Source organism: Cohnella thermotolerans DSM 17683 (assembly GCF_000429825.1).
Lineage (GTDB): Bacteria > Bacillota > Bacilli > Paenibacillales > Paenibacillaceae > Cohnella > Cohnella thermotolerans.
Genome location: NZ_AUCP01000051.1, coordinates 1 through 25,168 on the forward strand (window position 1 = coordinate 1; position 25,168 = coordinate 25,168).

The 25,168-nt window shown below is 60.1% G+C and carries 27 protein-coding genes; 24 read left to right on the plus strand and 3 right to left on the minus strand.

What is annotated here, in order from left to right; translation table 11 throughout:
• Positions 1-628 precede the first annotated feature (628 nt).
• The 3 genes from infC to rplT are packed head-to-tail and all read left to right on the plus strand — an operon-like array spanning position 629 to position 1,753.
• On the plus strand, positions 629-1,123 hold the full coding sequence (infC, locus tag G485_RS0110645; protein WP_035155700.1) for a translation initiation factor IF-3: 495 nt from the start codon (positions 629-631) through the stop codon (positions 1,121-1,123).
• 17 nt (positions 1,124-1,140) lie between these two features.
• Positions 1,141-1,341, plus strand: coding sequence for a 50S ribosomal protein L35 (gene rpmI / locus G485_RS0110650; RefSeq protein ID WP_027092543.1), 201 nt, complete (start codon positions 1,141-1,143; stop codon positions 1,339-1,341).
• A gap of 52 nt (positions 1,342-1,393) precedes the next feature.
• Positions 1,394-1,753 (plus strand): 50S ribosomal protein L20, encoded by a 360-nt coding sequence (gene rplT / locus G485_RS0110655; protein WP_027092544.1) that lies wholly within the window; start codon positions 1,394-1,396, stop codon positions 1,751-1,753.
• Between the two features lie 201 nt (positions 1,754-1,954).
• On the opposite strand, the gene G485_RS25995 is transcribed toward rplT, so the two are convergent.
• Positions 1,955-2,527: a PDDEXK family nuclease gene (locus G485_RS25995; RefSeq protein ID WP_051318178.1), complete on the minus strand. Its 573-nt coding sequence runs from the start codon at positions 2,525-2,527 to the stop codon at positions 1,955-1,957.
• A 287-nt stretch (positions 2,528-2,814) separates the two neighbouring features.
• Between G485_RS25995 and G485_RS0110665 the strand changes: the two genes are divergently transcribed.
• Positions 2,815-3,120, plus strand: a complete 306-nt coding sequence (locus G485_RS0110665; RefSeq protein ID WP_027092545.1) for a hypothetical protein — start codon at positions 2,815-2,817, stop codon at positions 3,118-3,120.
• An 82-nt stretch (positions 3,121-3,202) separates the two neighbouring features.
• Here G485_RS0110665 and G485_RS0110670 read toward each other — a convergent pair whose 3' ends face one another.
• Positions 3,203-3,655: a GNAT family N-acetyltransferase gene (locus G485_RS0110670; RefSeq protein ID WP_027092546.1), complete on the minus strand. Its 453-nt coding sequence runs from the start codon at positions 3,653-3,655 to the stop codon at positions 3,203-3,205.
• Between the two features lie 524 nt (positions 3,656-4,179).
• Here G485_RS0110670 and ilvB point away from each other — a divergent pair.
• The 20 genes from ilvB (at position 4,180) to G485_RS29005 (ending at position 24,519) form a co-directional block, all read left to right on the plus strand.
• Positions 4,180-5,925 (plus strand): biosynthetic-type acetolactate synthase large subunit, encoded by a 1,746-nt coding sequence (gene ilvB, locus G485_RS0110675; protein WP_027092547.1) that lies wholly within the window; start codon positions 4,180-4,182, stop codon positions 5,923-5,925.
• Complete coding sequence (gene ilvN / locus G485_RS0110680; protein WP_027092548.1) at positions 5,922-6,407, plus strand: acetolactate synthase small subunit; 486 nt, start codon at positions 5,922-5,924, stop codon at positions 6,405-6,407. The genes ilvB and ilvN overlap by 4 nt, the downstream gene beginning before the upstream one ends.
• Positions 6,408-6,593: 186 nt before the next feature.
• Positions 6,594-7,586, plus strand: coding sequence for a ketol-acid reductoisomerase (gene ilvC, locus G485_RS0110685; RefSeq protein WP_027092549.1), 993 nt, complete (start codon positions 6,594-6,596; stop codon positions 7,584-7,586).
• 170 nt (positions 7,587-7,756) lie between these two features.
• On the plus strand, positions 7,757-9,313 hold the full coding sequence (locus tag G485_RS0110690; protein ID WP_027092550.1) for a 2-isopropylmalate synthase: 1,557 nt from the start codon (positions 7,757-7,759) through the stop codon (positions 9,311-9,313).
• A 96-nt stretch (positions 9,314-9,409) separates the two neighbouring features.
• A complete protein-coding gene (locus tag G485_RS0110695; RefSeq protein ID WP_027092551.1) occupies positions 9,410-10,603 on the plus strand; it encodes an aminotransferase-like domain-containing protein in 1,194 nt (397 codons plus the stop codon).
• 280 nt (positions 10,604-10,883) lie between these two features.
• Positions 10,884-11,963, plus strand: coding sequence for a 3-isopropylmalate dehydrogenase (leuB, locus tag G485_RS0110700; protein ID WP_027092552.1), 1,080 nt, complete (start codon positions 10,884-10,886; stop codon positions 11,961-11,963).
• A gap of 140 nt (positions 11,964-12,103) precedes the next feature.
• The gene (locus G485_RS0110705; RefSeq protein WP_027092553.1) at positions 12,104-12,652 is read left to right on the plus strand and encodes a peroxiredoxin; all 549 of its coding nucleotides are present in this window, start codon (positions 12,104-12,106) and stop codon (positions 12,650-12,652) included.
• Between the two features lie 179 nt (positions 12,653-12,831).
• On the plus strand, positions 12,832-13,257 hold the full coding sequence (locus tag G485_RS0110710; RefSeq protein ID WP_027092554.1) for a hypothetical protein: 426 nt from the start codon (positions 12,832-12,834) through the stop codon (positions 13,255-13,257).
• A gap of 219 nt (positions 13,258-13,476) precedes the next feature.
• The gene (gene sigI / locus G485_RS0110715) at positions 13,477-14,280 is read left to right on the plus strand and encodes an RNA polymerase sigma-I factor (protein ID WP_027092555.1); all 804 of its coding nucleotides are present in this window, start codon (positions 13,477-13,479) and stop codon (positions 14,278-14,280) included.
• On the plus strand, positions 14,277-15,773 hold the full coding sequence (locus G485_RS0110720) for an anti-sigma-I factor RsgI family protein (RefSeq protein WP_027092556.1): 1,497 nt from the start codon (positions 14,277-14,279) through the stop codon (positions 15,771-15,773). The genes sigI and G485_RS0110720 overlap by 4 nt, the downstream gene beginning before the upstream one ends.
• Before the next feature lie 211 nt (positions 15,774-15,984).
• Entirely contained in the window at positions 15,985-17,253 is a 1,269-nt protein-coding gene (locus G485_RS0110725) for an ATP-binding protein (RefSeq protein WP_338027749.1), read from the plus strand.
• 123 nt (positions 17,254-17,376) lie between these two features.
• Positions 17,377-18,684, plus strand: a complete 1,308-nt coding sequence (locus G485_RS0110730; RefSeq protein ID WP_027092558.1) for an MFS transporter — start codon at positions 17,377-17,379, stop codon at positions 18,682-18,684.
• An 87-nt stretch (positions 18,685-18,771) separates the two neighbouring features.
• A complete protein-coding gene (locus G485_RS0110735) occupies positions 18,772-19,353 on the plus strand; it encodes a sulfite oxidase-like oxidoreductase (RefSeq protein ID WP_027092559.1) in 582 nt (193 codons plus the stop codon).
• A 205-nt stretch (positions 19,354-19,558) separates the two neighbouring features.
• The gene (locus G485_RS26000; RefSeq protein ID WP_051318180.1) at positions 19,559-20,065 is read left to right on the plus strand and encodes an FUSC family protein; all 507 of its coding nucleotides are present in this window, start codon (positions 19,559-19,561) and stop codon (positions 20,063-20,065) included.
• A gap of 141 nt (positions 20,066-20,206) precedes the next feature.
• Entirely contained in the window at positions 20,207-22,468 is a 2,262-nt protein-coding gene (locus tag G485_RS0110745; RefSeq protein WP_051318185.1) for a xanthine dehydrogenase family protein molybdopterin-binding subunit, read from the plus strand.
• On the plus strand, positions 22,465-23,301 hold the full coding sequence (locus G485_RS0110750) for an FAD binding domain-containing protein (protein ID WP_027092561.1): 837 nt from the start codon (positions 22,465-22,467) through the stop codon (positions 23,299-23,301). Before G485_RS0110745 ends, G485_RS0110750 begins: the two co-directional genes overlap by 4 nt.
• A gap of 39 nt (positions 23,302-23,340) precedes the next feature.
• Positions 23,341-23,808: a (2Fe-2S)-binding protein gene (locus G485_RS0110755; RefSeq protein ID WP_035155705.1), complete on the plus strand. Its 468-nt coding sequence runs from the start codon at positions 23,341-23,343 to the stop codon at positions 23,806-23,808.
• 103 nt (positions 23,809-23,911) lie between these two features.
• Positions 23,912-24,046: a hypothetical protein gene (locus G485_RS31235; protein ID WP_276203348.1), complete on the plus strand. Its 135-nt coding sequence runs from the start codon at positions 23,912-23,914 to the stop codon at positions 24,044-24,046.
• A gap of 91 nt (positions 24,047-24,137) precedes the next feature.
• The gene (locus tag G485_RS29865) at positions 24,138-24,311 is read left to right on the plus strand and encodes a hypothetical protein (RefSeq protein ID WP_156922269.1); all 174 of its coding nucleotides are present in this window, start codon (positions 24,138-24,140) and stop codon (positions 24,309-24,311) included.
• Between the two features lie 97 nt (positions 24,312-24,408).
• The gene (locus G485_RS29005; RefSeq protein ID WP_027092563.1) at positions 24,409-24,519 is read left to right on the plus strand and encodes a hypothetical protein; all 111 of its coding nucleotides are present in this window, start codon (positions 24,409-24,411) and stop codon (positions 24,517-24,519) included.
• A 186-nt stretch (positions 24,520-24,705) separates the two neighbouring features.
• Here the strand turns inward: G485_RS29005 and G485_RS0110775 are convergent, their stop codons facing one another.
• Positions 24,706-25,014 (minus strand): hypothetical protein, encoded by a 309-nt coding sequence (locus tag G485_RS0110775; RefSeq protein ID WP_156922271.1) that lies wholly within the window; start codon positions 25,012-25,014, stop codon positions 24,706-24,708.
• Positions 25,015-25,168: the final 154 nt, after the last annotated feature.

The following is a 25,168-nucleotide window of genomic DNA, read 5'->3' on the forward strand; positions in this document are numbered from 1 at the left end:
CGAGTTGCATACTATTCGCGGCATGGCCAAAATGAAGATGCGGTGCGGACTCGTGCTTTGCGTCATGCTGGCCATGGCGCTGGGACGAATCAAGGAAAACCAGACTGAGAAGATGAGAAGCTTGGTGGCGTAAGAAGATATCCAGATCTGGATAACTCGCCCAAAAAGCGAATCCACAAAGCCGATTCTGTGGATAACAGGATTCGTGCGCCCTTTTACGGTCAGATTCGCTGCCATGCGCTGACATCTGCGTTAATTTTGCTGTGAAACCGTCTAAGACACTTGCACTTGCGTATTCATTTTGCAGCCATCGATCACAAAAAAGGCACATCGCAAAAAGCTCGCGGCGGATAAAGGTTGACACTTTGGCTTATGGCGTGATATATTAATCGAGTGACTGCTCTAATCAGCACGCGCAAGCAGAAGCGCCCGCTTCTCACCTGTCCGGCCGCGGCCGGCTGGTACAGCGTAGCCGACGTACCGGGCAGCGAAGGGAACAACGCCCATCGCAGCCAAGATCACGTTTGCGACGGAATGCGGGTCTTCTACGGACCACGCATTTTTTGTTTGTGTCTGGAAGGCAACTCAGCCCCTTTGGAGGTGGAACATTATCAGCAAGGATCATCAAATCAACGAGGAAATCCGGGCGAAGGAAGTTCGTCTCGTCGGCGCTGACGGCGAGCAGATCGGCATCAAGCCGTTTCGCGAAGCTTTGCAGATGGCGATCGATGCGAACATGGACTTGGTTAACGTAGCTCCCCAAGCGAAACCGCCGGTTTGCCGCATCATGGACTACGGCAAATTCCGCTACGAGCAACAGAAGAAAGAGAAGGAAGCCCGGAAGAATCAGAAGATTGTCGACCTGAAGGAAGTCTGGTTCCGTTCGAACATTGAGGAACACGACTACCAGACGAAATTTCGCAACGTCGTGAAGTTTCTGAACGAAGGCGACAAAGTCAAATGTTCCGTGCGGTTCCGTGGGCGCGAGATTGCCCATGCCAACATCGGCCAGAAGATTTTGGAGCGCGTCGCGAGCGAAGTGGCCGACATTTGCGTCGTCGAGCGCGTACCGAAGCTGGAAGGCCGAAGCATGATCATGATTCTGGCTCCGAAGAGCCACTGACAGGAGGAACCATTCAGATGCCTAAAATGAAGACGCATAGCAGCCTGAAGGATCGTTTCAAAATTACGGGTACGGGCAAAGTCAAACGCTTCAAAGCTTACAAGAACCACTTGCTGTCCCACAAGTCCGCCCGCCAGAAACGCGTCCTCGGCACGCAGCCGCTTATGGCGCAAGGCGACGTTCGCCGTCTGCAGCAACAACTGGCTAACCTGAAATAATCGACGATTCGTCGCGCGAGCGGCGATCCATTTTCCCGGGAGGTAATGAGCAATGGCAAGAGTTAAAGGCGGGTTCGTCACGCGCCGCCGTCGCAATAGAGTTCTGAAGCTGGCGAAAGGTTACTGGGGCGCGAAGCATCGCCTGTTCAAGAAAGCTAACGAGCAAGTCATGAAGTCGCTGATGTACGCATATCGCGACCGCCGTCAGGCGAAGCGCAATTTCCGCAAGCTGTGGATCGTGCGCATCAACGCGGCTGCCCGTCAGAACGGCTTGTCCTACAGCAAGCTGATGCACGGCCTGAAGCTGGCCGGCATCGAAGTCAACCGCAAAATTCTCGCCGACCTGGCCGTGAACGACATCGCCGCGTTCAACACGCTGGCCGGCACCGCCAAAGAAAAGATCAACGCCTAATCCGCGTTGCCGTCAAGCCGCCGACTTCTCCGGTTCCCGGAGGGTTCGGCGGCTTTTTGCTTTCATTCTTCCTTACAAGCTGTTGGCGACGCGGACGCAGTGAGCGAAAGAGAGCCACTCGAGGCGGCGCCAAGGTAAGGCGGTTAGACGCAGGCCGCTCCCTGACCGCCTGGGGAGACTGCACGCATAGGCAGTGCATCGTTACTTGCGCGGCTCGCGCGGCAAGGCGCCGAAGCGGAGATGCGGCGAGCGCAGCGGCGGGAAGCTTTTTTCCGAGCCAAGGAGAGCGTTCCCGTTGCGTGAGGCGATCGGTCGGTGCGGAAAAATCAGCGCTTGAGCCCAGAAGCCTCTGGCCTGCTGCACGATTTGTCGGCAAAGGCGAGGCCTGTCCGACAGATCGTCGTAAGCGAAGCGCAGCACGCGCCATCCGTCAAGCTGAAGGTCGTTTTGCCGAATGCGGTCGTCGGCGAAGCGCATCTTGCTCGCGTCTATCCCGTGAGGGCCGAACCCGTCGATTTCGATACCGGTCCTTAACAATTCGGGTTCCCACGCATAGTCCAAAAACCGGCTGCCGTCTTTGCAGTCCCTCGCCTCATACTCGGGAACGAGACCGTGCAAATCCCCGAATGCCGGCCACCATACGTCCGACAGAAATTTTCTCTCCGCATGTCCGTGATTTTCCACCCGGCGTTTTCGCTCTCCCCGGCTTTTTCGAATATGGTGCTCCATAAACCGGCGATAAGCTTCCTCGAATCCGTTGACGGACCTGTGCATCTCCATCGCCTCCTTTAAAAATATTAAAAGCCGCCCAACCGGTTCGTAACCGGAATGGACGGCGTGTGCTTCACGTCGCGATAATGGGGATATTTGCCATAACTATAACACGAATGGGGTTGCTTGAAAAGCGTGTAAAAAAGAACAGCCCCTTTTGGCCGGCGATAGACAGAGATACAAGCCGCAAGCCCCGTTCGCTCATACAGTGTAGGACATCTGGGAACGGCGGACGGAGCGGCGTTGACGCGGCCTCCCGAACGTCCCCTGTTGGAAAGGAGGGGTTTTGAATGTCCCGCGTTACTCGAGATCAAGCCTTCAAATTGATTGGAAAACACATCTACGCGCTGCGCAAGGATGGAACGACGGTTAGCGGCAAACTCGTAAAAATCAGCGGCAGCCGCCTGATTCTTGAACGGCCGAGTGGGAAGAAAGTGAGCACCAAGGCAATCCTCCCGCTGGCGCTGTTCGATTTGCTGGCGATCGGAACGGCGCCGTTCGCTTTCGGTCCATGGGGCGGAGGCTTCGGAGGCTTCGGCGGTGTCGGCGGTTTCGGCGGTGTCGGCGGTTTCGGTCCATGGGGCGGCTGGTGGTGATAACGGATTTACCGAAGAAAAGAAGCGCAAAAGAAGCCGGCATCCGCCAGCTTCTTTTGCTGTCCGGGGCCGCCTGCGCCCCTTACCACCAGCGCCCGAGAGGCTTCTCCAGCCGATAACAGCGCAGCGAACTCACGTGCTTGATCGCGGTGTATCCGAGGCGGTTATAAAAACGATGCGCCCTGTCATTTTCCTCGTCCACGAACAGCATCGCCTTGCGGCATCCTTTTTTCACTCCGTATTCCTCGGCGCGAGCCATCAGCTCCGTGCCCCAATGCCGATTTTGCCTCGACGTGTCGACGGCGAGCAGATCGATAAACAGAACCGAATCCTGCACGACCAGATGCAGGAAAGCGAACGGCTCCTCGCACCGCCTCTTAGAGGCGACGAGCGTGCAGCCTTCCCGCAGCCTGGAAGCGATCTCGCTACGCAGCCGGCTGTCCCTCGGATGATGCCAAGGCGAGACCGGCACGAGCTGCGTCCGGACAAGCCGCACGATGCCGCGCATATCGCGCGGCCGCATCCATCGGATCACGATTCCCACCTCCAACGGGCCCAGACCCTCACGCGGCCGGATGAAATATGTTATGAACCCGTCTCCGATGGCGTTCTCCGCGAATTTCATCCGTGTATTGACGAATGCTTCGGTGAAGAATATAATGGATTCTAAATCGACCGAACATTTAACGGCCGTGAAGAGGAAGAAGCGGGAGGGCTCTTGAGCTCAGAGAGCGTCGGATTTGCTGAGACCGATGCCTCAATCCCTGTACGCCGGGTCTCCTCGGAGCTGTTCGCCTGAACCGCCGGTTTAACCGCCAGCGCTGTAGGGGGAATCGGAATGACGCACGTTACCGCGTCCGAGGTATGAAGTTCGGTGCTTGAGCGCTCAGGCGAACCGGCCATACTTTATGAGACCGTCGCCGCGAGGCGCACGGTGAATCCGGGTGGTACCGCGGAAGGAACAGCCTTTCGTCCCAGAACGTCAAACGATGTTCGGGCGAAGGGCTTTTTTGATTTTCCAACCATTACAGCATGAACATTTCGAAAGGAGGATGACGGATGAGCGCGCAAAGTGCCACGCTGAAGTCCAAGGAAGAACTGATTGAGAAATGGAGCAAACCGGAAGTCATTACGGGGTCGGAGATGCTGCTTCGAAGCCTGCTCTTGGAGGGTGTCGACTGCGTCTTCGGATATCCCGGCGGCGCCGTTCTCTATATTTATGACGCCATGTACGGCTTTTCCGACTTTAACCATCTGCTGACCCGTCACGAGCAGGGAGCGATCCACGCCGCGGACGGCTACGCCCGGAGCACAGGCAAGGTCGGGGTTTGCATCGCCACGTCCGGTCCGGGGGCGACCAACCTTGTCACCGGCATCGCGACGGCTTATATGGATTCCGTGCCGCTCGTCGTCATCACCGGCAACGTCATGTCCTCGCTGATCGGCACGGACGCGTTCCAGGAAGCCGATATCGTCGGCATTACGATGCCGATCACGAAGCACAGCTATTTCGTGCGCAACGTCGAAGACTTGCCGCGCATTATCCACGAAGCGTTCCATATCGCGAATACGGGGCGCAAGGGACCGGTTCTGATCGACATTCCGAAGGACGTGTCGGCGGCCAAAGCGCTGTTCCAGCCGGTGAAGGAAGTGCATCTGCGCGGGTATAACCCGACGGTGCAGCCGAACCGGAATCAGGTGGACAAATTGGTCCGCGCGATCGAGGAGTCGGAGCGTCCGGTGTTGCTTGTCGGCGGGGGCGCGATCTATTCCGGCGCTCACGAGGAACTGTACGAATTCGTCACGAAGACGCAAATTCCGATCACGACGACCTTGCTCGGGCTGGGCGCTTTCCCGACGGGGCACGAGCTGCATATGGGGTTCCCGGGCATGCACGGAACGTGGACCGCGAACACGGCCATCCAGAACGCGGATCTGCTCATCAACATCGGCGCCCGCTTCGACGACCGCGTGACGGGCAAGCTGTCCGGCTTCGCGCCGCACGCCAAGATCGTCCACATCGACATCGACCCGGCCGAGATCGGCAAGAACGTGCCGACCGACATTCCGATCGTCGGCGACGTCAAGGCGGTGCTGCAAGTCGCCAACAAGCTCGTCAAGCGGGCGGACAAGGCCGACGTATGGCGCACGCAAATCCAGGCCTGGAAGGCGAGCAAGCCGTTCAAGTACATCGATTCCGACAAGGAATTGAAGCCGCAATGGGTCGTCTCGATGATTCACGAGACGACGAAGGGCGACGCGATCGTCACGACGGACGTCGGCCAGCACCAAATGTGGGCGGCCCAATACTATCCGTTCAACAAGCCGCGTTCCTTGATCACCTCCGGCGGCCTCGGCACGATGGGCTTCGGCTTCCCGTCGGCGATCGGCGCCCAGATGGGCAACCCGGACCGGACGGTCGTCTCCATCAACGGCGACGGCGGCATGCAGATGTGCGCCCAGGAGCTGGCGATCTGCGCGATCAACAACATCCCGGTCAAAATCGCCGTGCTGAACAACCAGGTGCTCGGCATGGTGCGCCAGTGGCAGGAACTCATCCATGAGAACCGTTACAGCCATATCGATCTCGCCGGCAGCCCGGATTTCGTGAAGCTGGCGGAAGCGTACGGCGTCCGAGGCTTCCGCGCGACGAACAAGGAAGAGGCGCGCCGCGCCTGGGAGGAAGCGCTCAAGCATCCGGGTCCGGCTCTCGTGGAGTTCGTCGTCCGCAAGGAAGAGAACGTTTATCCGATGGTTACGCAAGGCAGCACCATTGATCAAATGCTCATGGGGGATTCCGAATGAACCGCAAACATACCATTGCCATTCTCGTGAACGATCAGCCGGGAGTATTGCAGCGGGTGTCGGGGTTGTTCGGACGCAGAGGCTTCAACATCGAGAGCATTACGGTCGGAGCCTCCGAAGAACCCGGCCTGTCCCGGATGGTGATCGTCACGACCGGCGACGACCATACGCTGGAGCAAATTCAGAAGCAGCTGTATAAACTGATCGACGTCATCAAAGTCATCGACGTCGGTTCGAACCCGATGGTCGCGCGGGAGCTCGGCTTGATCAAGGTGGGCGCCGAGCCGTCCGCCCGGCCGGAAATTCTCGGCATCGTCGAGACGTTCCGCGCCGCCGTCGTGGACATCGGCCCGAACAGCATGATCGTCCAGGTCGTCGGCGATTCCGACAAGCTTGACGCCATGATCGAACTTCTTAAACCCTACGGCATCCGCGAGATGACCCGGACCGGCGTCACCGCCATGATTCGCGGCAACCGCTGATCGCCGGCGCCGCATTAGGCGCGCCAACGCATTCCGCTTCCCGCTGGAGCGGGTGTTCGAGGGGAGAAGCGAAGGCGGCTGCGGGCGGGACAAGCCCTGCCGGGCCGTCCGCCGTTTCTCCCTTGGGACGCCCGTTCTATGAGGGTCGCCATACAAGGTTTCATTTTACGAAGGAGGAACACATCAATGGCAGTCAAATTATTCCACGAGAAGGACGCCGACCTCGGCGCTCTGAAAGGCAAAACGATCGCGGTCATCGGCTACGGCAGCCAAGGCCACGCCCAAGCGCAAAACCTGCGCGACAGCGGCCTGTCCGTCATTATCGGTCTTCGCGAAGGCAAATCCGCCGAAGCGGCTCGCAACGACGGCTTTGAAGTGCTGTCCGTCGCCGACGCGACCCGCAAAGCGGACGTCGTTCAAATTCTGATGCCGGACGAGACGCAAGCGGCCGTCTACAAGAACGAGATCGAGCCGAACCTGAAGAAGGGCGCGGCGCTCATGTTCTCTCACGGCTTCAACGTTCATTTCGGCCAAATCATCGCTCCGGCGGATGCCGACGTTCTGCTCGTCGCTCCGAAATCCCCGGGCCACATGGTTCGCCGCACGTACGTCGAAGGCTTCGGCGTTCCCGGACTGATCGCCGTTCATCAGAACGGCACGGGCAAGGCGTTCGAGATCGGCTTGGCTTATGCGAAAGGCATCGGCTGCACCCGCGCGGGCGTCATCGAGACGACGTTCCGCGAAGAGACCGAGACCGACCTGTTCGGCGAACAAGCCGTTCTGTGCGGCGGCGCAAGCGCCCTCGTCAAAGCGGGCTTCGAGACGCTGGTTGAAGCCGGATACGCACCGGAAATGGCTTACTTCGAGTGCTTGCACGAGCTGAAGCTGATCGTCGACCTGATGTACGAAGGCGGCCTGGCCGCAATGCGCCACTCCATTTCCAACACGGCCGAATACGGCGACTACGTCACCGGACCTCGCATCGTGACCGACGAGACGAAGAAAGCGATGAAGGCGGTTCTGGCGGACATCCAATCCGGCCGTTTCGCCCGCGACTTCATTCTCGAGAACCAATCCGGCCGCGCGTTCCTGTCGGCTACCCGCCGCAACGAAGCCGAGCATCCGATCGAAGTGGTCGGCGCCCAGCTCCGCGGACTGATGCACTGGATCAAAAAATAATCGCGATCGGCACCGGCTGTCCCGGGGGCAGACTACCCGCCCTTGGGACGGCCTTTTCTTAATCGTCCGAAGGCGTTTTTGCTTGTTCCTGGCGGTCCGGCGTGCGGGAATTATGCTATAATCAAGGAAGTCTATTTGTTTGCTTCGGGAGGTGCGGGTCAACCCCTGCCATGAGGAAAATTTACGTATTTGACACGACGCTCCGCGACGGCGAGCAGTCCCCGGGCGTCAACCTGAACACCCAAGAGAAAGTTGAAATCGCTCTCCAGCTTGAGAAGCTTGGCGTCGACCGGATCGAAGCGGGATTTCCGGCCGCCTCTCCGGGCGACCTGGCGGCGGTGAACGCCGTCGCCCGCGCGGTGAAGAACGCCTCGGTCATGGGACTTGCCCGTTCCGTGGAGAAGGACATCGACGCGGTGTTCGAGGCGCTCAAAGGCGCCGCGGATCCGGCGATCCACATCTTCATCGCGACTTCCCCGATCCACCGCAAGCACAAGCTGCGGATGGAGAAGGAGCAGGTGCTGGAGACGGCTCAGCGGGCGATCCGGTACGCGAAGAAATATTTCAGCCGGATCGAGTTTTCGGCGGAAGACGCCGGCCGGACGGAGCTGGACTTCCTGTGCGAGGTGACGGCGCTGGCGGTGCGGGAAGGCGTGTCGGTCGTCAACATTCCGGATACCGTCGGCTATATGAATCCGCAGGAATTCGGCAACATTTTCAAAACGCTTAAAGAGAACGTCCCGGGCATCGAGAACATCCAGCTGTCCGCCCACTGCCACGACGATCTCGGCATGGCGACGGCGAACGCTCTGGCGGCCATTCTGAACGGCGCCGATCAGGTGGAAGGCACGATCAACGGCATCGGCGAGCGTGCCGGCAACACTGCGCTGGAGGAAGTAGCGCTGGCGCTGGCGACCCGCGCGGACTACTTCCAGGCGCAGACGACGCTCAACCTGAAGGAGATCGCCAAGACGAGCCGTCTGGTCAGCAAGCTCACCGGCATGGTCGTGCCCGGCAACAAGGCGATCGTCGGCGCGAACGCCTTCGCGCACGAATCGGGCATTCACCAGGACGGCGTGCTGAAGGAGAAGACGACGTACGAGATCATCTCCCCGGAGACGATCGGGCTCAAGGACAGCAAGCTCGTGCTCGGCAAGCATTCCGGCCGCCACGCGTTCCGCGAGAAGCTCATCGACCTCGGCTTCGACAATTTGACCGAGGAGCAGGTGAACGCCGCGTTCGGCAAGTTCAAGGATCTCGCCGACCGCAAGAAAGACGTCAGCAACGAGGACATTATCGCGCTGCTGGAAGAGAAGATGATCGAGACGCCGGAAGTGTTCGCGCTCGAGCAGCTCGTCGTCTCCTTCGACAGCCACGCGACGCCGACGGCGCGCATCCGCCTGAAGACGCAGAAGGGCATCGTCGAGACGCAGTCGGAGGGCAACGGCTCCGTCGATGCGATTTACCGCGCGATCGACGCGCTGACCGGCGAAGAAGTCGTGCTGGACGATTACACGATCAAGTCGGTCACGGACGGCACGGACGCGCTGGGCGACGTGCATGTCGTTCTGAAGCAAGGCGATGTGAGCGCGCAGGGACGGGGCGTCAGCACCGATATCCTCGAAGCTAGCGCCCGCGCCTACGTCGACGCCTTGAACCGGCTCGTCGACAAGCGCAATGCGCCGCCGCGCAGCCGCCGCGACCGCGACAACGTTACGTTGGTTTAAAGCAAGCATAGCACCGCCGCCCCATCGGACGACGGCAATCTGATCGCGAGTCCCGCCGGCCGGCCGGACGTCGCAACAAGGAATGGGGAACCCGCAATGAACTATCGTTTTTCCGCCAGACTGGGAAACTTCTCCTCGTCGGCCGTTCGCGAAATCTTGAAGCTTACGCAAGGCGATTCCATCATCTCGTTCGCCGGGGGGCTGCCGGCTGAAGAGCATTTTCCGGCGACGGCCGTGGCGGAGGCGTTCGAGCGCGTCATGCGGCAAGGGAACAAGGCGCTGCAATACGGCTTGACCGAAGGCTTCCTGCCGTTGCGCGAGTCGCTCGGCAAACGCATGGCCGGCAAAGGGATGAACGTCACGCCGGACCATATGCTCATCACGACCGGCTCCCAGCAGGTCATCGATCTGCTGAGCCGCATCTATCTCGATCCGGGCGACGTCGTTCTGGTCGAGCGTCCGACGTATTTGTCCGCGCTCCAGGTTTTCCGCTCCTACGGGGCCGTGCCCGTATCGGTGTCCGGGGACAAGGACGGCATCGATCTGGACGATTTGAAAGCCAAGCTGGAGCAATACAAGCCGAAAATGCTGTACGTCATTCCGACGTTCTCGAATCCGACCGGCCGGGTATGGAGCGAGGAACGCCGGCGCGGCGCCATCGAGCTATGCCGGGGGGCGAATGCGCTCATTCTCGAGGACGATCCGTACGGAGAGCTGAAGTTCGGGGACGCTTCGCGGAATTATCCTTCGATGTTCTCGCTCGACAAGCATCCGGACGATTCTTGCGTCGTGTACACGAGCACGTTCTCCAAGACGGTGGCGCCGGGATTGCGCACCGGTTGGGCGCTCGGCGATGCCGAAGTGATCCGGCAGATGGCCCGCGCCAAGCAGGCGGCCGATCTGCAGTCCAGCTCGCTCGACCAGCAGATGCTGCACCAGCTGCTCGAGTATTTCGACCTTGACGGCCATATCGAGTTCGTCCGGAAGGAATACGAGAAGCGGATGAAGCTGATGGCCGATCTGCTGAGGCGCCACAACTGGCGCGGAGCGAAATGGGAGGAGCCGAAGGGCGGCATGTTCTTCTGGGTCGAGCTTCCCGAGGAGATCGACACCGCCGAGCTGCTCAAATCGGCTGTCGAGCTGGGCGTCGCCTTCGTGCCGGGCATCACGTTCTATGCGGACAATCCGCAGCGCAACGCCATGCGGATGAATTTCTCTTACAACGACGAGGCGGGCACCGTCACCGGCATGGACCGCCTGACGCAGGCGCTGTCCGCCGTGCTGGTGTAAGGGCGGGCGCTGACGCCGGTAATATCGAGCCGTTCGTACGGGCTGCGTTGGAGCCTGTGCGAACGGTTTTTTCTTTTGCCGGCCGGGAGCGTTCATGGGCGTTTCCGGGAACGCGAAGCGACCCGGTTGACCCAAATAAAGCGCACCGCGGAAGCGTCATCCTCATAGTCCCAAGCTATAAAAACGATAGCTTTTATCTATTTTGCCCGAGATGCCGAAGTATGCTACAACTGATATAGTGCCTTTATTGGACAATCGTAAACGGGAGTGAACCGAAACTATGGCAGAAGTGAAGAAAATCGCCGTCATCGCCGGCGACGGAATCGGTCCGGAAGTCGTGGCCGAAGCGATCAAAGTACTCAAGAAAACGGAAGAACTGTTCGGCTATAAATTTGAATTGGAGCACGGCTTGTTCGGCGGCATCGCCATCGACGAGAGAGGAACGCCGCTTCCGGAGGACACGTTGGAGATGTGCAAACGCGCGGACGCCGTTCTGCTCGGTGCGGTGGGCGGCCCGAAGTGGGACAACAACCCGAAGGAGCTTCGCCCGGAGACCGGTCTGCTCGGCATCCGCAAAGCGCTCGGCCTGTTCTCCAACATCCGTCCGGCCGTCGTGTTCGACTGCCTGAAGGACGCTTCCACGCTGAAGCCTGAAGTGCTGGAAGGCACCGACCTGATCGTCGTCCGCGAGCTGACCGGCGGCATCTACTTCGGCGAGAAGTTCCGCCGCGAAGGCGCGAACGGCCAGGAAGCCGTCGATACTTGCGTCTACAACGTGCAGGAAGTGGAGCGCATCGTGCGCCAGGCGTTCGAGATCGCCCGGAAGCGCCGCAAGCGCCTCGCGTCGGTCGACAAGGCGAACGTGCTGGAGACGTCCCGCCTGTGGCGCGAGACCGTCAACCGCATCGCGCCGGAATATCCGGACGTCGAGCTGGAGCACGTCCTCGTCGACAATTGCGCGATGCAGCTGCTCCGCCGTCCGTCGAGCTTCGACGTTATCGTCACCGAGAACATGTTCGGCGACATTCTGAGCGACGAAGCCGCCATGCTGACGGGATCGATCGGCATGCTGTCGTCCGCTTCGCTCGGCGAAGGCAGCTTCGGCCTCTACGAGCCGGTGCACGGCTCCGCTCCGGACATCGCGGGCCAAGGCGTCGCCAACCCGATCGCGACGATTCTGTCCGTTGCGCTTATGTTTCAGCTAACTTTCGGATATGCTGAAGCTGGACAAGTGATCGAGCGCGCCGTCAAGCGCGTGCTGGACGCGGGCCATCGCACCGGGGACATCGCCGTCGACAAGAGCAAAGCGATCGGTACGAGCGCGATGGGCGATCTGATCGTAGCGGCGATGACGAGATAAGATTCGGAATGCAAATACTTAATTATAATCATTCTAAATAAGTATTGATTCCATATTGATTTTCGTTCTCAGTAATGGTACGATCTAATTGAATAAACTGCGCCCGGCTGAATGGTCGGAAATACAGGAGGTAATTTACCATGGCAGAACGTTTGGTGGGCCGTCCGGCTCCGGATTTTACGCTTGAGACCGCTCTTGGCGACGGTCAAGGCTTCGGCAAGGTATCTCTGTCCGATTACAAAGGCAAGTGGCTGGTCTTCTTCTTCTACCCGCTCGACTTCACCTTTGTATGCCCGACCGAGATCGTCGCGCTGTCCGAAGCGGCCGATCAATTCAAGGCGCTGAACACGGAAATTCTCGGCGCCAGCGTCGACAGCATCCACAGCCACCGCGCGTGGATCAATACGCCGAAGAGCGAGAACGGGCTGGGCAAGCTGAACTTCCCGCTCGCTTCCGACATCACGAAGCAAACGGCAAGAGACTACGGCGTCCTGATCGAAGAAGAAGGCGTCGCGCTGCGCGGCCTGTTCATCATCGATCCGGAAGGCGAACTCAAATATCAGGTCGTTAACCACAACGACGTAGGCCGCAGCGTCGATGAGACGCTCCGCGTCCTTCAAGCGCTCCAATCCGGCGGGCTGTGCCCGATCAACTGGAAGCCGGGAGACAAGCACCTCGTTGCGAAATAAGGAACGTCGCTTTTTCCGCGGACGCATGCTCGTGCATGCGTCTTTGCTTTTTTCCCCGGAATGCGTCAAAATCAACGTTAGAGGGGAAAACAAAATCGGCAGGAATTCCGTCTGTATGTAGAGAATATAGTGAATAGCACAGATTCGTTCGATTCGTGCTTTTCGAGGAGGGGAAGACGATGAGTTTTTGCTGCGGAGCCAGCATGATCGGCACGAAAGGAACGCTCAAGCATTATCGGACGCGCATTCATAACGTACCGATTCTGTTTTGTCCGGTGTGCCATCGGGTGGAGGTTCACTACTTGGTGGAGAACGAGTACGAGATTTTGGCGGAATACGCGCATGGCGACGGAGCATCCGAGGTCGACTTCCACGACTACGTAGACGAATCGGACAAAGCGCTGAACGAGAATTGCGTCAATCACGAAGACGAAGATCCGATGACGATCGTGCAAAGCCAGATCGACATGGCGCTCGATCTTCTGTCTTTCGCCAAGCAGCTCGGCGACGAGGAGTGGGAACAGCAGTTGAAGCGGCGGCTCGGCGTGCTGGCCGGGCGCAGGCACAAGCTGCGCCTGAAGCGGACGACCGGAGGAACCTTCTAGCGAGGCTCCCTTCCGCTTGATCGAATCCCATGCGAACGTACGCCCCTTTCCTGCGACAAACCAAGCTTCTGCCGATCCGGCATCGGTCTCGACGCGCAGCCGCGCACGGGGCCGAGCGGAAGCAGACCGCCGTTTGTGCGGAAGAGGGGCTTTTTTGTTTTGGCCTGCCCCCTCAACCGGTTATCGGCCGACGAAAGCCTATGAAAGTGGGGTGAGCTCTTGCTGCTCTTACTGTGGAGAAAATGGACCGGACGCGGGAGCGCCGAAGCGACCGACCGAGCGCCGATGTCGCCGGAAGAAGCGGTTGCGGCGATCCAGCGAGGCGATGAAGCGCTCCGCAACGAATGGATCAAACAATATCGGCCGTTCATCGCCAAGACGGCCAGCCAATTCGCCAAACGGTATATCGATCCGTCGCGGGACGATGAATACAGCGTGGCTTTGTCCGCTTTCGATGAAGCGATTACCCGTTATTCGCCCGATGCGGGCAGCCGTTTTCTCGCTTTCGCCGCGCAGGTGATCAATCGGCGTCTGATCGATTATTCGCGGCGGGAGCAGCGCCATTCCTCCGTTGTGCCGTACAGCGCGGTTCAGGGCGACCGCGACGAGGATTCGTCGGTTTTGGCTGCCCTGGAGGCGAAGGAAGCGATATCGGTCTATGCAACGGAGCAGACGGCCGAGGATCGCAGGGAAGAAATTGCGGCGCTCGCGGCAGAATTGAAGCTTTACGGCGTCACGTTTGCCGATTTAAGGGATCAATCGCCGAAGCATCAGGATTCCCGCGATACGCTGCTTAAGATCGGGGCGCGATTGGCGCGAAACCCCGGCTTGTTCGCCATGCTCACGGACAAGCGTCAGTTGCCGCTGAAGGAGTTGTGCGAGATCGAGAACGTGTCACGCAAGACGTTGGAGAGGAACCGCAAATATTTGATCGCAGTCGCGCTGATCGCGGGAGGACCTTACCCGGTACTGCAGGAATACATAAAACCGTCGTCGTTGGAAAAGGAGGGGGAGACGCCATGAACCGGGCCATTGTCATGTCATTGGAGGGCAAGCGCGCCATCGTGCTCGCGCCGGGCGGCCGCTTCGTCCGGGTGCCGCGTCGACCCGAGTTTCAAATCGGCGACGAGATCGAGCTGGAGGTTGCGGAGGAGCAGCCTGGGCTTGGGCTGCGGAAGCTCGTCCGCAACCGATCGTTCGCGGCGGCGATCGCTTCCTGCGCGGCTGTTGTGCTGCTGCTCATCGGCTTCTGGTCGTTTCGAACCCCGCCGGTTGTCGCTTATGTATCGATGGACGTCAATCCGAGCGTGGAGCTTGGCATCGACGCCAAGGAGCGGGTGCGCGAGCTTCAAGCGCTCAATGCCGACGCCGAGCCGATCGTCGCGGCGGTCCGCTACAAAGGGGAAGACGTGGAGACCGTTACGGCGGAGCTGGCGGAGGAGATGGCGGCCCGCCACTTGCTGAACGGAGGAGAAAGCGAAGTCGTGCTGGCCAGCGTGCTCGTCCGGAACGCCGAGAAGCGTTGGGAGGCCGAAGTGACGGAGAAGATGAAGCGGGCCATCGAAACCGCAGGCGCGAAGGCGGAGCCGGACGCGAGCGGCACGTTGGAGCCCGCGGCCGGGACGGCTCCCGAGATTACGACCGTCAGCGTGCCGAAGGAAGTCCGGGACGAAGCGAAGGCGAACGGCTTGTCCGCCGGGAAGATGGCGTTCTGGCTGAAGGCGGAAAGCCAGGGGCACGACGTTCCGCTGGAGGCGCTGAAGCACCGGTCGATGAAAAAAATCGCCTCGTCGTGGGGAGGCGTCAAGCAAGTATTGGGCGGCGACGCGGATTCTTCCGCGAACGGCGGGGAGGACTGGAAGGCGCTCCTGGAGAAGGCGCAGGACAAAGTACGGCAGATGCAAGAGTCCCGGAAGCAGGAACCGAACGGGCAGGCTGAAGACCATAAAGGTCACGGAGGAGGCCGGCAGGATCGCAGCGGCAAATCTCCGGACCCGGGCTCGGTCAAGAGCGGAAGCTGGAAAGGAAGTTCGAACGGCACCGGCTGCCCGGGATGGGGCCGCGACCGGAAGGAAGACAACAACCAAGGACGGAATGGCCAAGCCCGGGACCACGATCGCAATGAATCGAACGGCAAGACAAGCGCGAACGGCCGAGATTCGGATGCAGCGGTGACCGTCTCCGGCCCTGCCGCGGCGACGGGAAGCGCCGGCGGACAAGGCAACTGGGGCAACGGCGGCAGTCATTCGAATAGCGGGCGGAACGGTCCCGGCAGCGGCAATACGAGCGGCCATTCAAACGGCAAGACGGACGGCGGCAACGACCGCAACAACCGGAATAGAGGAAACGACGGGAACAACGATTGGAACAAGAACGGTCGCGATAACGATAACGTTAAGGTTAACGACAGCCAAAAGGACGGCAGGAGCAACGGTCAAAAAGGCAAAAACGACGGCCGGAAAGAGGCGAGCGGCCGGGACTCCGGGGACGATCGTGGCGGCGATTCGGGAAAATAAACCGCTTCGACAATCCGCATACGCATTCGACATGATCTCTCATTGACAGGCTTTCCCTTCCATGTCTATGATTAATGTGAAATTTTGTCGGTGCGTTCCTTGGCACAATACCGTAATTCCGGGAGGAGAATGGATGGAAAGGTGGAGGACACGCTATTTCCCTGCCCTGGCCGAATTCGCCCTCAACGGACGAGGAGGTCTGAGCAAGGAAATGGCGGAATTGCGAGTTCAGTTGCAGGGCATTGCCATCGACTCGATCGTCCATCATCATGAAGAGAGCGTGTGCTTTCTGCTCTCCAACGCAGATACCTTGTTTCTCATGGAAATGCTGGCGATGCTGCGTCTTCCCGAAGCCGCGGCAAGCAATGAACGGGACCACGAACGCCTTCGGGAAGCGCTGTTCGACTCGCTGCCGCTCGAGCACGAGAAGCCGAACAAGTTCGAGACGGTGCTGCAGCATATGGACAGCGGGGTCGCCCTGTTCGATTCCGAAGGCCACTTGCGGTTTTTGAACGTTCAGATGTCCCGGCTGCTTCAAGCTCCGCGACGCCTGCTGATCGGCAATTCGCTCCGTCAGCTGATGCTTCATCCCTATCTCCGCAAATCCATTCGCATGATCTTTCTGCGGATGTACAAGGAAATGGTCTACCACCGCCGTTTCCACGGGGAGTTCCAGGATTCCAACGGGCGTTTCCTGCTGATCAGCATTTTGCAAATCGAGGAGCTGGACGGCGATTATCTCGTCAGCGTAAAGGACGTGTCCGAATACAAGCAAATCGAGCAGACCGCGTTCCAAAACGACAAGCTGGCCATGTTGGGGAAAATCGCGGCCTCCATTGCGCACGAAATCAGGAATCCGCTTACATCGATCCGCGGCTTCATTCAGTTGCTGAAGCCTTACCTGGAATCCATCGGCAAGCAGGAATACGGCCGGATCATTCTGTCGGAGATCGATCGGGCGAACGACATCATCTACGAATTTCTCAATTCGTCCAAGCCATCCGCACCCATGAAGCAGACGCTCAAGGTCGCTTCGCTGATCAAGGATACGGTGCTGCTCGCGGAGAGCGAAGCTCATATGAAGAGCTGCGAGCTGCAGTACGAAATTTACGACTCGTCCATTTCCATCGCCATCGACGTCAAGCAAATCAAGCAAGTGCTGCTGAACATCGTCAAGAACGCGATGGACGCCATTCTGGAGGCCGGGGATCAGCGCAAAGGCCTGATTCTCGTATCGGCCAGCCGGGAAGGCCGGTTCGCGGCCATCCGCATCCGGGACAACGGCAAAGGCATGGACCGGCAGACGCTCAGCAGGCTGTTCGACCCGTTCTTTACGACCAAGGAACAAGGCACCGGCCTGGGATTGTCCGTCAGCTATCGGATTATCCGCAACCAGGGCGGAACGATTCAAGTGGACAGTCAAGTGAACGAGGGAACCGAATTTATGATTTATTTGCCGCTGGTAGAAGAAAAAGAGTAGAAACCGCATCAAATGCCGCTATAATAGATTCTGGCTGCTATCAAACGAACGTGAGTAGCGGAATCGTTGCAAGGGCACGTTCGTCTGCCGCCGGATACGGGCACATCATGGGGGAACCGCCGAATGCCTCGCAAGTCGAATACATCCATCGGAGCGGCATTGTTTCGGGCAAGACGCCTGTCCGATTCCGAGAACCGCCGGGGAATGCGCACTTCCCTTCGGGAAGGCATACCCGCCAACATCATCGCCAACGTGCTGGGCGGTCCGCTTCAGACGGCTTTTCTGCTCTATTTGGGCTTCAACTCCGAGCAGATCGGACTCATCGCGGCGATTCCTTCTTTGTCTCTGATCATTCAAATCTTTATCGCTTTCGGAATGCAGCGGTGGAGCAACCGGCGCTTGCTCGTCTCCCTGTTCGGCATCGCCCACCGGACGCTCTGGGTGTCGACGGGGCTCATTCCGCTGCTTTTCCCGGAAGCGTCCTGGTTCTGGATTTACGTCGTTCTCTACATGCTGTCGTTCTTTTGCGCCCAATCCGCGGGGGTCATCTGGACGTCCCTGATGGCCGACATCGTGCCGTATGCGGTACGGGGACGTTATTTCGGCATCCGCAATACGATTCATTGGGCCGTCGCCAGTCTTACGCTCCTGCTGGGAGGCCAATGGATGGAGCGGGTCACCGGCGGCGAAGGCTTCGCCTACCTGTTCATCGTCGGCGCAGTCTGCGTCGTCTGGAACGGCTGGGAGCTCGCCCATTACCCCAATCCGCCGTTCGAGCGTTCCGAGAGCGGAAGTTCGGCCGCTCTGCTGCTCAAGCCGCTGAGAGACGGCGCGTTCTTGCCTTCGACGTTGTTCATTACGCTGTTCCTGCTCGTTCAGAACGTCGTCGTTCCGCTTTTCTCGTATGCGATGCTCAACATCCTTCATCTAAGCTACAGCGCCGTTACGCTCATTACGATGTTTCAGAACGTCGTCATGATGTTCAGCTACATCTACTGGGGCAACCTGAACGCGAAGTTTCCGGCCCGCACGCTGCTGCTGTGGACGTTTCCGCTCATTGCCGCCTCGTGCGTCGTCTGGCTCGGCATGGCGGCGCTGCCGGCGCTGGCCGTGCTGGTCGCCGCCCATCTGCTGCTCGGCTTCGGCCTGGGAGGCTACAATCTGCTCGTCTTCAACTTCTTGATCGGAGACACGCCGAAATCCGAGCGTCCCATCTACGTGGCCGTTTTCTCGGCGTTGACCGGGTTCGCGGGGTTTATCGGGCCGATTATCGGAGGCTGGCTGTTCAAGCTTGCGGTCGAAGGGCCGGCTTGGGTCTCCAGATACGGCGTCGTCCTCGTTTGCGGCCTGGTGATGCTGCTGCTGTCGGCCGTCGTCGCCCCGCCGCTGTTCCGCGCGACTTCCGGCCCGCGTTCGAACGAACGGAGATGAGCGCCTTTTCCGGGGCTCCGTCTCGTTTTTCCGAAGGGGATAGGGGTATAATGGAATCAGAACGTCAAGAAAAGAGGGAGAACGGCGATGAGCGCGACGGATATCGAAGCCCGGGTTCCGCCGGGACAGAGGTTAACGACGGGATTTCCCGTCCTTCATTACGGCGAGGTTCCGTATTATCGGGACATGAGCAAGTGGGATTTAAAGGTGTTCGGGCTCGTGGAGGAAGAGAAGACGTTCTCCTACTCGGAGTTCATGCAGCTTCCGCGACGGGAGTTCGTCAACGACATTCACTGCGTCACGACCTGGTCCAAGCTGGACAATGTGTGGGAAGGCGTGCCGGTATCCGTAGTCATGGAGCGGATCAAGCTGAAGCCCGAAGCGAAGTTCGTCATGCTGCACGCCGAGCACGGATGGACGACGAACCTGCCGCTGGACGATTTCCTCCGGGATACGTCCTTCTTCGGGCTGAAGCATAACGGCGAGCTGCTGACGCCGGAGCACGGCTATCCGGTGCGGATGGTCGTTCCCCATCTCTATTTCTGGAAAAGCGCGAAGTGGCTTCGCGGCATCGAATTCCGGGCGACGGACAAGCCGGGCTTCTGGGAGCGGAATGGGTATCACATGTATGGAAACCCGTGGCGCGAACAAAGATACGATTTCGATTGAACGGTCCATCGCTTCAAGCCCCGCAAGGGGCTTTTTTTATTTCCAGGCATACAGAGGCGATCTTGACGATTTTGAGTTGTTCATTCGCTCTCGGTGCCCGTCCGGACGTGCCATTCGCAGCAGTCCACATTTCGGCTTCTCGTATTGCGGAACGATCGGGTGCGTATTCTAATGGTCACCGAATCCAGCAAATGGAGGCCCGATTTTGAAAACCGCAGCCGCGCAATCGAGCCAAGCGCAACTCGTGAGCTTGGCAGCCACGATTTTGAAAATGGCGCTTGCGTCCGGTATCGCCTGGGAACTGGCCAAGCTGGCCGGCTCCCGGCATCCGTTCCTCGCGCCCGTCTCCGTTATTTTGTGCATGCAGCCTTCCGCAACCCAAACGCTCCAATTTTCCTACTACCGCGTTCTCGGCACCGTCATCGGGGTCGTCATGACCGCCTTGGCGGCGATTTGGCTGCCGCTCGCCTCCTGGGCGATGGCGCTCGTGATCGTGGTCGCCTGTTCCTTGTCGCTGATCGCCAGCCGCAACCCGACGCTCGTCCGCGAAGTGGCGCTCAGCGTAGTGCTGGTGCTCGCCTTGCAGCCGCAATCGGGCACGTACGGCTTCGATCGCGTGCGCGACACGTTCATCGGAGTGGCCGTCGCTTTGGCGGTCCATCTGCTCCTTTTTCCTCCGCCCAAGAACGAGCAGCCGACGCCCTCCTCTTGACGCGCAAGCTCCAGTCATATCGCGCCTTGTCCCGCCCATATACTTGAGAGATCAATTGGCTCAGGCGGGGGGATCGAATTGGAGGCGATCGGACGGAGCGTACCGAAGAAGGAATCGTTCGATAAAGTCGCCGGTTCGGCGATGTATACGGCCGATCGGATCGAGCCGCGCACGCTGCATGCGCGCCTGACGATCAGCCCGTTCGCGCACGCGCGCATCGCGGCCGTCGATGCGTCCGAAGCGAGGAGGTCTCCCGGCGTGCGGGCGGTGCTGACGGGAGATGCCAGCGACGTGCTGATCGGCGAGGAGATCCGGGACCGCCCGGTCATCGCCCGGGACCGGGTTCGCTATAACGGAGAGATCGTCGCGGTCGTCGTCGCGGATACCGAAGCGGAGGCAATGCGGGCCGCGAATTTGATTCGCGTCCGGTACGAGCCGCTGCCGGTCGTTAACGATCCGGTGGAAGCGCTCCGCCCGAGTGCGCCGATTCTGCACGAGAAGCTGGCCGAATACCAGAAGGGCGAAGGCGTCGTCTCGATTCCGGGGACGAACGTCGCCAGCATCATTCGCGTTCTCAAAGGCGATATGGACCGGGGATGGGCGGAGAGCGAGACGATCGTGGAGAACCGCGTGTCGTTTGCGCCGTCCGACCATGCGGCGATGGAGACCCGAAGCGCGTCCGCGGAGATCCGTCCGGACGGGCACGTCATCATCGAGACGTCGACGCAAGTTCCGTTCGCCGTCAAGAAGTTCATGGCCAGATACTTCGGCATCGATCCGGGATGGATCGTCGTGCGGACGCCGTTCGTAGGAGGAGGATACGGAGGCAAGACGGCGATTCAGCTGGAGGCGGTCGCCTACCTGGCTTCCCGGGCGGTCGGCGGGCGGAAAGTGAAGCTCGTCAATACGCGCGAAGAGGACATGTTGACGTCGCCGGTCCGCATCGGCCTGGACGCTACGGTGAGGCTGGGCAGCACGAGGGACGGGAAAATCAGGGCCGCGCAAATCGTCTACCGCTTCGACGGCGGCGCCTACAACGACAAATCCAGCGACGTGGCGAGAGCGGCGGCGGCCGACTGCTCGGGTCCGTACGGGATCGAGCATCTTCATTGCGAATGCTTGACGGTGTACACCAATCACACGTTTCCGGCGGCTTTTCGGGGTTACGGACATTCCGAGCTGACCTTCGCCATGGAGAGGGCGATCGACGCGCTGGCCGACGAGCTGAAGATGGACCCCTGGGAACTTCGCATGCGCAACGCCGCCGTTCCGGGCGATACGGCGCCGACGCGGGACCGGCTCACCCCCAGCAATCTCGGCGACATCCGCACGTGTCTGAACCGGGTGCGCAGCCTGGCGGAGTGGGACGACTGGCAGGTACGGCAGGTGAACGAACATACCGTGCGCGCCAAGGGAATCGCCTGCTTCTGGAAAAACTCGTCCATGGACACCGACGCGACCTCCGGCGCCATTCTGCTGTTCAATTCCGACGGAAGCGTCAACCTGGTGACGGGCGTCGTCGAGATCGGCACCGGCACGAAGACGGTGCTGGCCCAAATGGTGGCGGAGCGGCTGCGAATGAGCGTCGACCGCGTTCACGTCAAATTTACCGTCGATACGCTGGATACGCCGGAGCATTGGAAGACGGTGGCGAGCCGGGGGACGTTCCTGGCCGGCCGGGCCGCGCTGAAGGCGGCCGACGACGCGATCCGGCAGCTAAAGTCGATTGCGGCCGTCGTGCTCCGGGCCGATCCGGACGATCTGGAGCTCGCGCACGATAAGGTGTTCGTGCGGGCCGACCCTGCCGTCCAAATCGCCGTCAAGGATATTTGCTACGGCTACAAGTATCCGAACGGCAACGCGATCGGCGGGCAGATCGTCGGACGCGGCTATTACACGCAGCGAAGAATGAATCCGCTGAATCCGGCCACCGGGGAGGGCACGCCCGGACCGGAATGGAACGTCGGCGCCCAGGCGGTGGAGATCGAGATGGATACGCGGGATTGCTCCTACCGGCTTGTGAAGGCGATCTCGGTCAACGACGCCGGCAAGGTGCTCAACCCGAAGGGAGCGCTGGGCCAGGTGACGGGAGCGATGGCGATGGGGCTCAGCTACGCCAGCCGCGAAGCGTTCTACTACACGGATAACGGAACGGTATTGAATCCTACGCTGCGGGATTTCACGCTTCTGCGCTTCGGCGAGAATCCGGAGTACGTCGTCGAATTCATCGAGAACCCGTGTCTGGACGCGCCGTTCGGGGCCCGCGCCATGGGCGAGCACGGCCTGATTGCGATGCCGGCGGCGCTCGCAAGCGCCGTGTCGCGCGCGGCGGGCGTCCGGCTCAACCGGCTACCGCTCTTTCCGGAGACGGTCTGGCGGGCGAAAAACGGAGGCATCGGATGATACCGTTCGACTTCGACTACTACCGGCCGGCCACCGTGCAGGAAGCCGTCTCCCTCTATGCCCGGCTGGACCGCGAAGGGAAGCGGCCGCTCTATTGGTCCGGAGGGACGGAGATCGCCACCTTCGCCCGATGGAACCGGATCTATACGGAAGCCGTCATCGATCTGAAGGCGGTTCCGGAATGCCGCGCCCTGACCGTCGGGGACCGGGAGATGACGTTCGGCTCCGCGCTGTCGCTCTCGGAAATCCACGATTCGGGGGCGTTCCCTTTGCTTGGCGAGACGGGGGGCGGCATTGCCGACCGCACCTCGAGAAACAAAATTACGCTCGGCGGCAACGTCTGCAGCCGGATGATTTACAAGGAAGCCGTTCTGCCGCTGCTGCTTGCGGACAGCGACGTCCTGGTCGCGGGCGCTTCCGGCGTCCGCCGCGTCCCGATCGGCCGGCTGTTCGACCGCTCGATGCGGATCGGGAGAGGGGAGTTTCTCGTTCAATTCGTCATGGACGCGGGCTATCGGACGATGCCTTATGCGAGCGTGAAAAAACGAAAAGCGTCCGCCATCGAATACCCCATCGTCACCGTGGCCGCGCTCGCGACCGGATCGGGCATCCGCTTCGCCTTCAGCGGCTTGTGCGACTTCCCGTTTCGCTCCGCGGAGATGGAGCGCATCTTGAACCGGCGCGAGCTTCCGGCGGGCGAGCGGATTCGCCAAGCGGCAGCCCGGCTGCCGGCTCCGGTGATCGGCGACATCAAGGCGTCGGCGGAATATCGCAAGTGGGTCTGGACAATAACGACGGAGGATGTATTGAAGGCGCTCGAGCCGCAAGCGTAAAAAGGGAAGCGCTGCAATCCTTCAAGCGAGGTGGATGCGATGAAGCTCGAATTGAACGTAAACGGCGAGGTTCGGCACGCCGACGTCCGCCCGGCGGAGCTGCTGCTCGACGTGCTGAGGGAGAACTTCGGCCTGACCGGCGCCAAGCCTGGCTGCCGGAACGGCGATTGCGGCGCCTGCACCGTAACCGTCGACGGCTGGCCGATGAAGTCGTGCCTGATGCTGGCCGTCGAAGCCGCGGGCAAGGCGGTGCAGACCGTCGAAGGATTGGGAGGGACGCCGGAGCAGACGGCTTTCGTGGAGAAGTTCGCCTTTCAATGCGGCTATTGCACGCCCGGTTTTATTATGAACGTACACGCCCTGCGGCGCATTCATCCGCAGGCGGACGAGGCCGCCGTGCGGGATTGGCTTCAATCGAACATTTGCCGATGCAGCGGCTACGAGGAAATTCGCGAAGCGGTCGAGTGCGTGCTGCGAAGCCGGCCGCCGGCGGACAACGAGCCGTAAACCGTGCCGGATCCCGCTTACCCGGCGTTACGACGAGGCAAGCGGGCGGTTGCCGTCTGAACGGCAGCAACGAGCAAACCCTCTCTTCCGGAACGGAGGGGGCGTGCTGATCTTTGCGGGCATCTTCATTCTGTTCGCCACGCTAGATGGCGCAGTACCCGCTGAACATTTACCAGCGATGGGTAACGGACTTCTTTACCTTCCGTTTTTGTATCTGCTCGACAAGGCGCACGGCTAAGCGTGTCGCTACATGGCGATGCCGCTTGCGGGCGTCCTGTTCCTGCTGCTCTGCCTGCTCGTCTGGCAAAGAACGACCCAAGCTCGACCCGATGCGGGCGTTCGAGCAAGCCGCGGATCCAGGCGAGATCGAGGAGTTGGACCTGACCTTGCTGTTCGACCCGGAAGTCGGGGAAGGGATCATGAAATACGCCGAACTGATGCTGGCGCAGGAGTCGTATTCCCGTGGCGGCGATTTCCGGGTCCAAAAATCAACGGAAATTTGACGACAGGGTGCAAATGCAATGGAAGGAAGGCTGTCATCCTCATATGATGGCAGGGTGATGAGACATCACAAATCCAAAACAAATGGAGGCTGGGAAAATGAGTGCTGGAGTAGGATACGGCGGTTACGGGTACGGCGGCGGCGCTGCATTTGTTCTGGTTTTGTTTATCCTTCTCGTGATCATTCTTGCAGGCTTTTTCTTCATCTAATTCGGAAGCCTGCACCTCAAGGCCGATCGGCTTGCGCCGGCCGGCCTTTTTTTTTGTTCAGTCTTGGCGGACGCGGAATAAAAATAAGGTAAGGAAGCTTGCCGCCCGAGAGCGGGAAGGCGAAAGCGACAAAAAAGCGCTCTTCCGGCGCGAGAATCTCGACCGGAAAGGCGCGGGCCGTGCGGCTCAGATTTTCAGTCCGCCCATCAGCGGAATAATCGTCTGCAGCATGCCGATGCCCATTTTGATGCCGGGCCATACTTTGCCGATCATGCCGACCATGCCGCCAAGTCCGCCGAGTCCGCCGCCGGCGCCCGCTTGGCCCGGCAGCCCTTGCTCGAAGCCGCCCCCGCCCGGACCTCCGCCGAACGGGTTGCCGCCCAAGTTTCCAGGCTGGGCGAACGTGGGGAAGAGCCCGGCCAGCCGCGCCTTCTGCGAATGGCGGATCGTTTGCGGACTGATCTTGCCCCGGCCTTTGCGACCGCGCAGGGTCACGCCTCCGTTTTCGACTTCCGTTATCCAACCGACGTAATAGCTCCTGTCCTTCAACACGATGCAGACGGGCTGCCCCACCCACCGTCTGGCCTCTGCGGCGGTTAGTTTGGCTTTTGCGGTAGCGATGCCGATCACCCCATTCGAAAAGATGATG

Coding starts and splice junctions, on each gene's coding strand:
- rpmI (WP_027092543.1), top strand. CDS start 1,141: ATGCCTAAAATGAAGACGCATAGCAGCCTGAAGGATCGTTTCAAAATT.
- rplT (WP_027092544.1), top strand. CDS start 1,394: ATGGCAAGAGTTAAAGGCGGGTTCGTCACGCGCCGCCGTCGCAATAGA.
- G485_RS25995 (WP_051318178.1), bottom strand. CDS start 2,527: ATGCACAGGTCCGTCAACGGATTCGAGGAAGCTTATCGCCGGTTTATG.
- G485_RS0110665 (WP_027092545.1), top strand. CDS start 2,815: ATGTCCCGCGTTACTCGAGATCAAGCCTTCAAATTGATTGGAAAACAC.
- ilvB (WP_027092547.1), top strand. CDS start 4,180: ATGAGCGCGCAAAGTGCCACGCTGAAGTCCAAGGAAGAACTGATTGAG.
- ilvN (WP_027092548.1), top strand. CDS start 5,922: ATGAACCGCAAACATACCATTGCCATTCTCGTGAACGATCAGCCGGGA.
- ilvC (WP_027092549.1), top strand. CDS start 6,594: ATGGCAGTCAAATTATTCCACGAGAAGGACGCCGACCTCGGCGCTCTG.
- G485_RS0110690 (WP_027092550.1), top strand. CDS start 7,757: ATGAGGAAAATTTACGTATTTGACACGACGCTCCGCGACGGCGAGCAG.
- G485_RS0110695 (WP_027092551.1), top strand. CDS start 9,410: ATGAACTATCGTTTTTCCGCCAGACTGGGAAACTTCTCCTCGTCGGCC.
- leuB (WP_027092552.1), top strand. CDS start 10,884: ATGGCAGAAGTGAAGAAAATCGCCGTCATCGCCGGCGACGGAATCGGT.
- G485_RS0110705 (WP_027092553.1), top strand. CDS start 12,104: ATGGCAGAACGTTTGGTGGGCCGTCCGGCTCCGGATTTTACGCTTGAG.
- G485_RS0110710 (WP_027092554.1), top strand. CDS start 12,832: ATGAGTTTTTGCTGCGGAGCCAGCATGATCGGCACGAAAGGAACGCTC.
- G485_RS0110720 (WP_027092556.1), top strand. CDS start 14,277: ATGAACCGGGCCATTGTCATGTCATTGGAGGGCAAGCGCGCCATCGTG.
- G485_RS0110725 (WP_338027749.1), top strand. CDS start 15,985: ATGGCGGAATTGCGAGTTCAGTTGCAGGGCATTGCCATCGACTCGATC.
- G485_RS0110730 (WP_027092558.1), top strand. CDS start 17,377: ATGCCTCGCAAGTCGAATACATCCATCGGAGCGGCATTGTTTCGGGCA.
- G485_RS0110735 (WP_027092559.1), top strand. CDS start 18,772: ATGAGCGCGACGGATATCGAAGCCCGGGTTCCGCCGGGACAGAGGTTA.
- G485_RS0110745 (WP_051318185.1), top strand. CDS start 20,207: ATGTATACGGCCGATCGGATCGAGCCGCGCACGCTGCATGCGCGCCTG.
- G485_RS0110750 (WP_027092561.1), top strand. CDS start 22,465: ATGATACCGTTCGACTTCGACTACTACCGGCCGGCCACCGTGCAGGAA.
- G485_RS0110755 (WP_035155705.1), top strand. CDS start 23,341: ATGAAGCTCGAATTGAACGTAAACGGCGAGGTTCGGCACGCCGACGTC.
- G485_RS29865 (WP_156922269.1), top strand. CDS start 24,138: ATGCGGGCGTTCGAGCAAGCCGCGGATCCAGGCGAGATCGAGGAGTTG.
- G485_RS29005 (WP_027092563.1), top strand. CDS start 24,409: ATGAGTGCTGGAGTAGGATACGGCGGTTACGGGTACGGCGGCGGCGCT.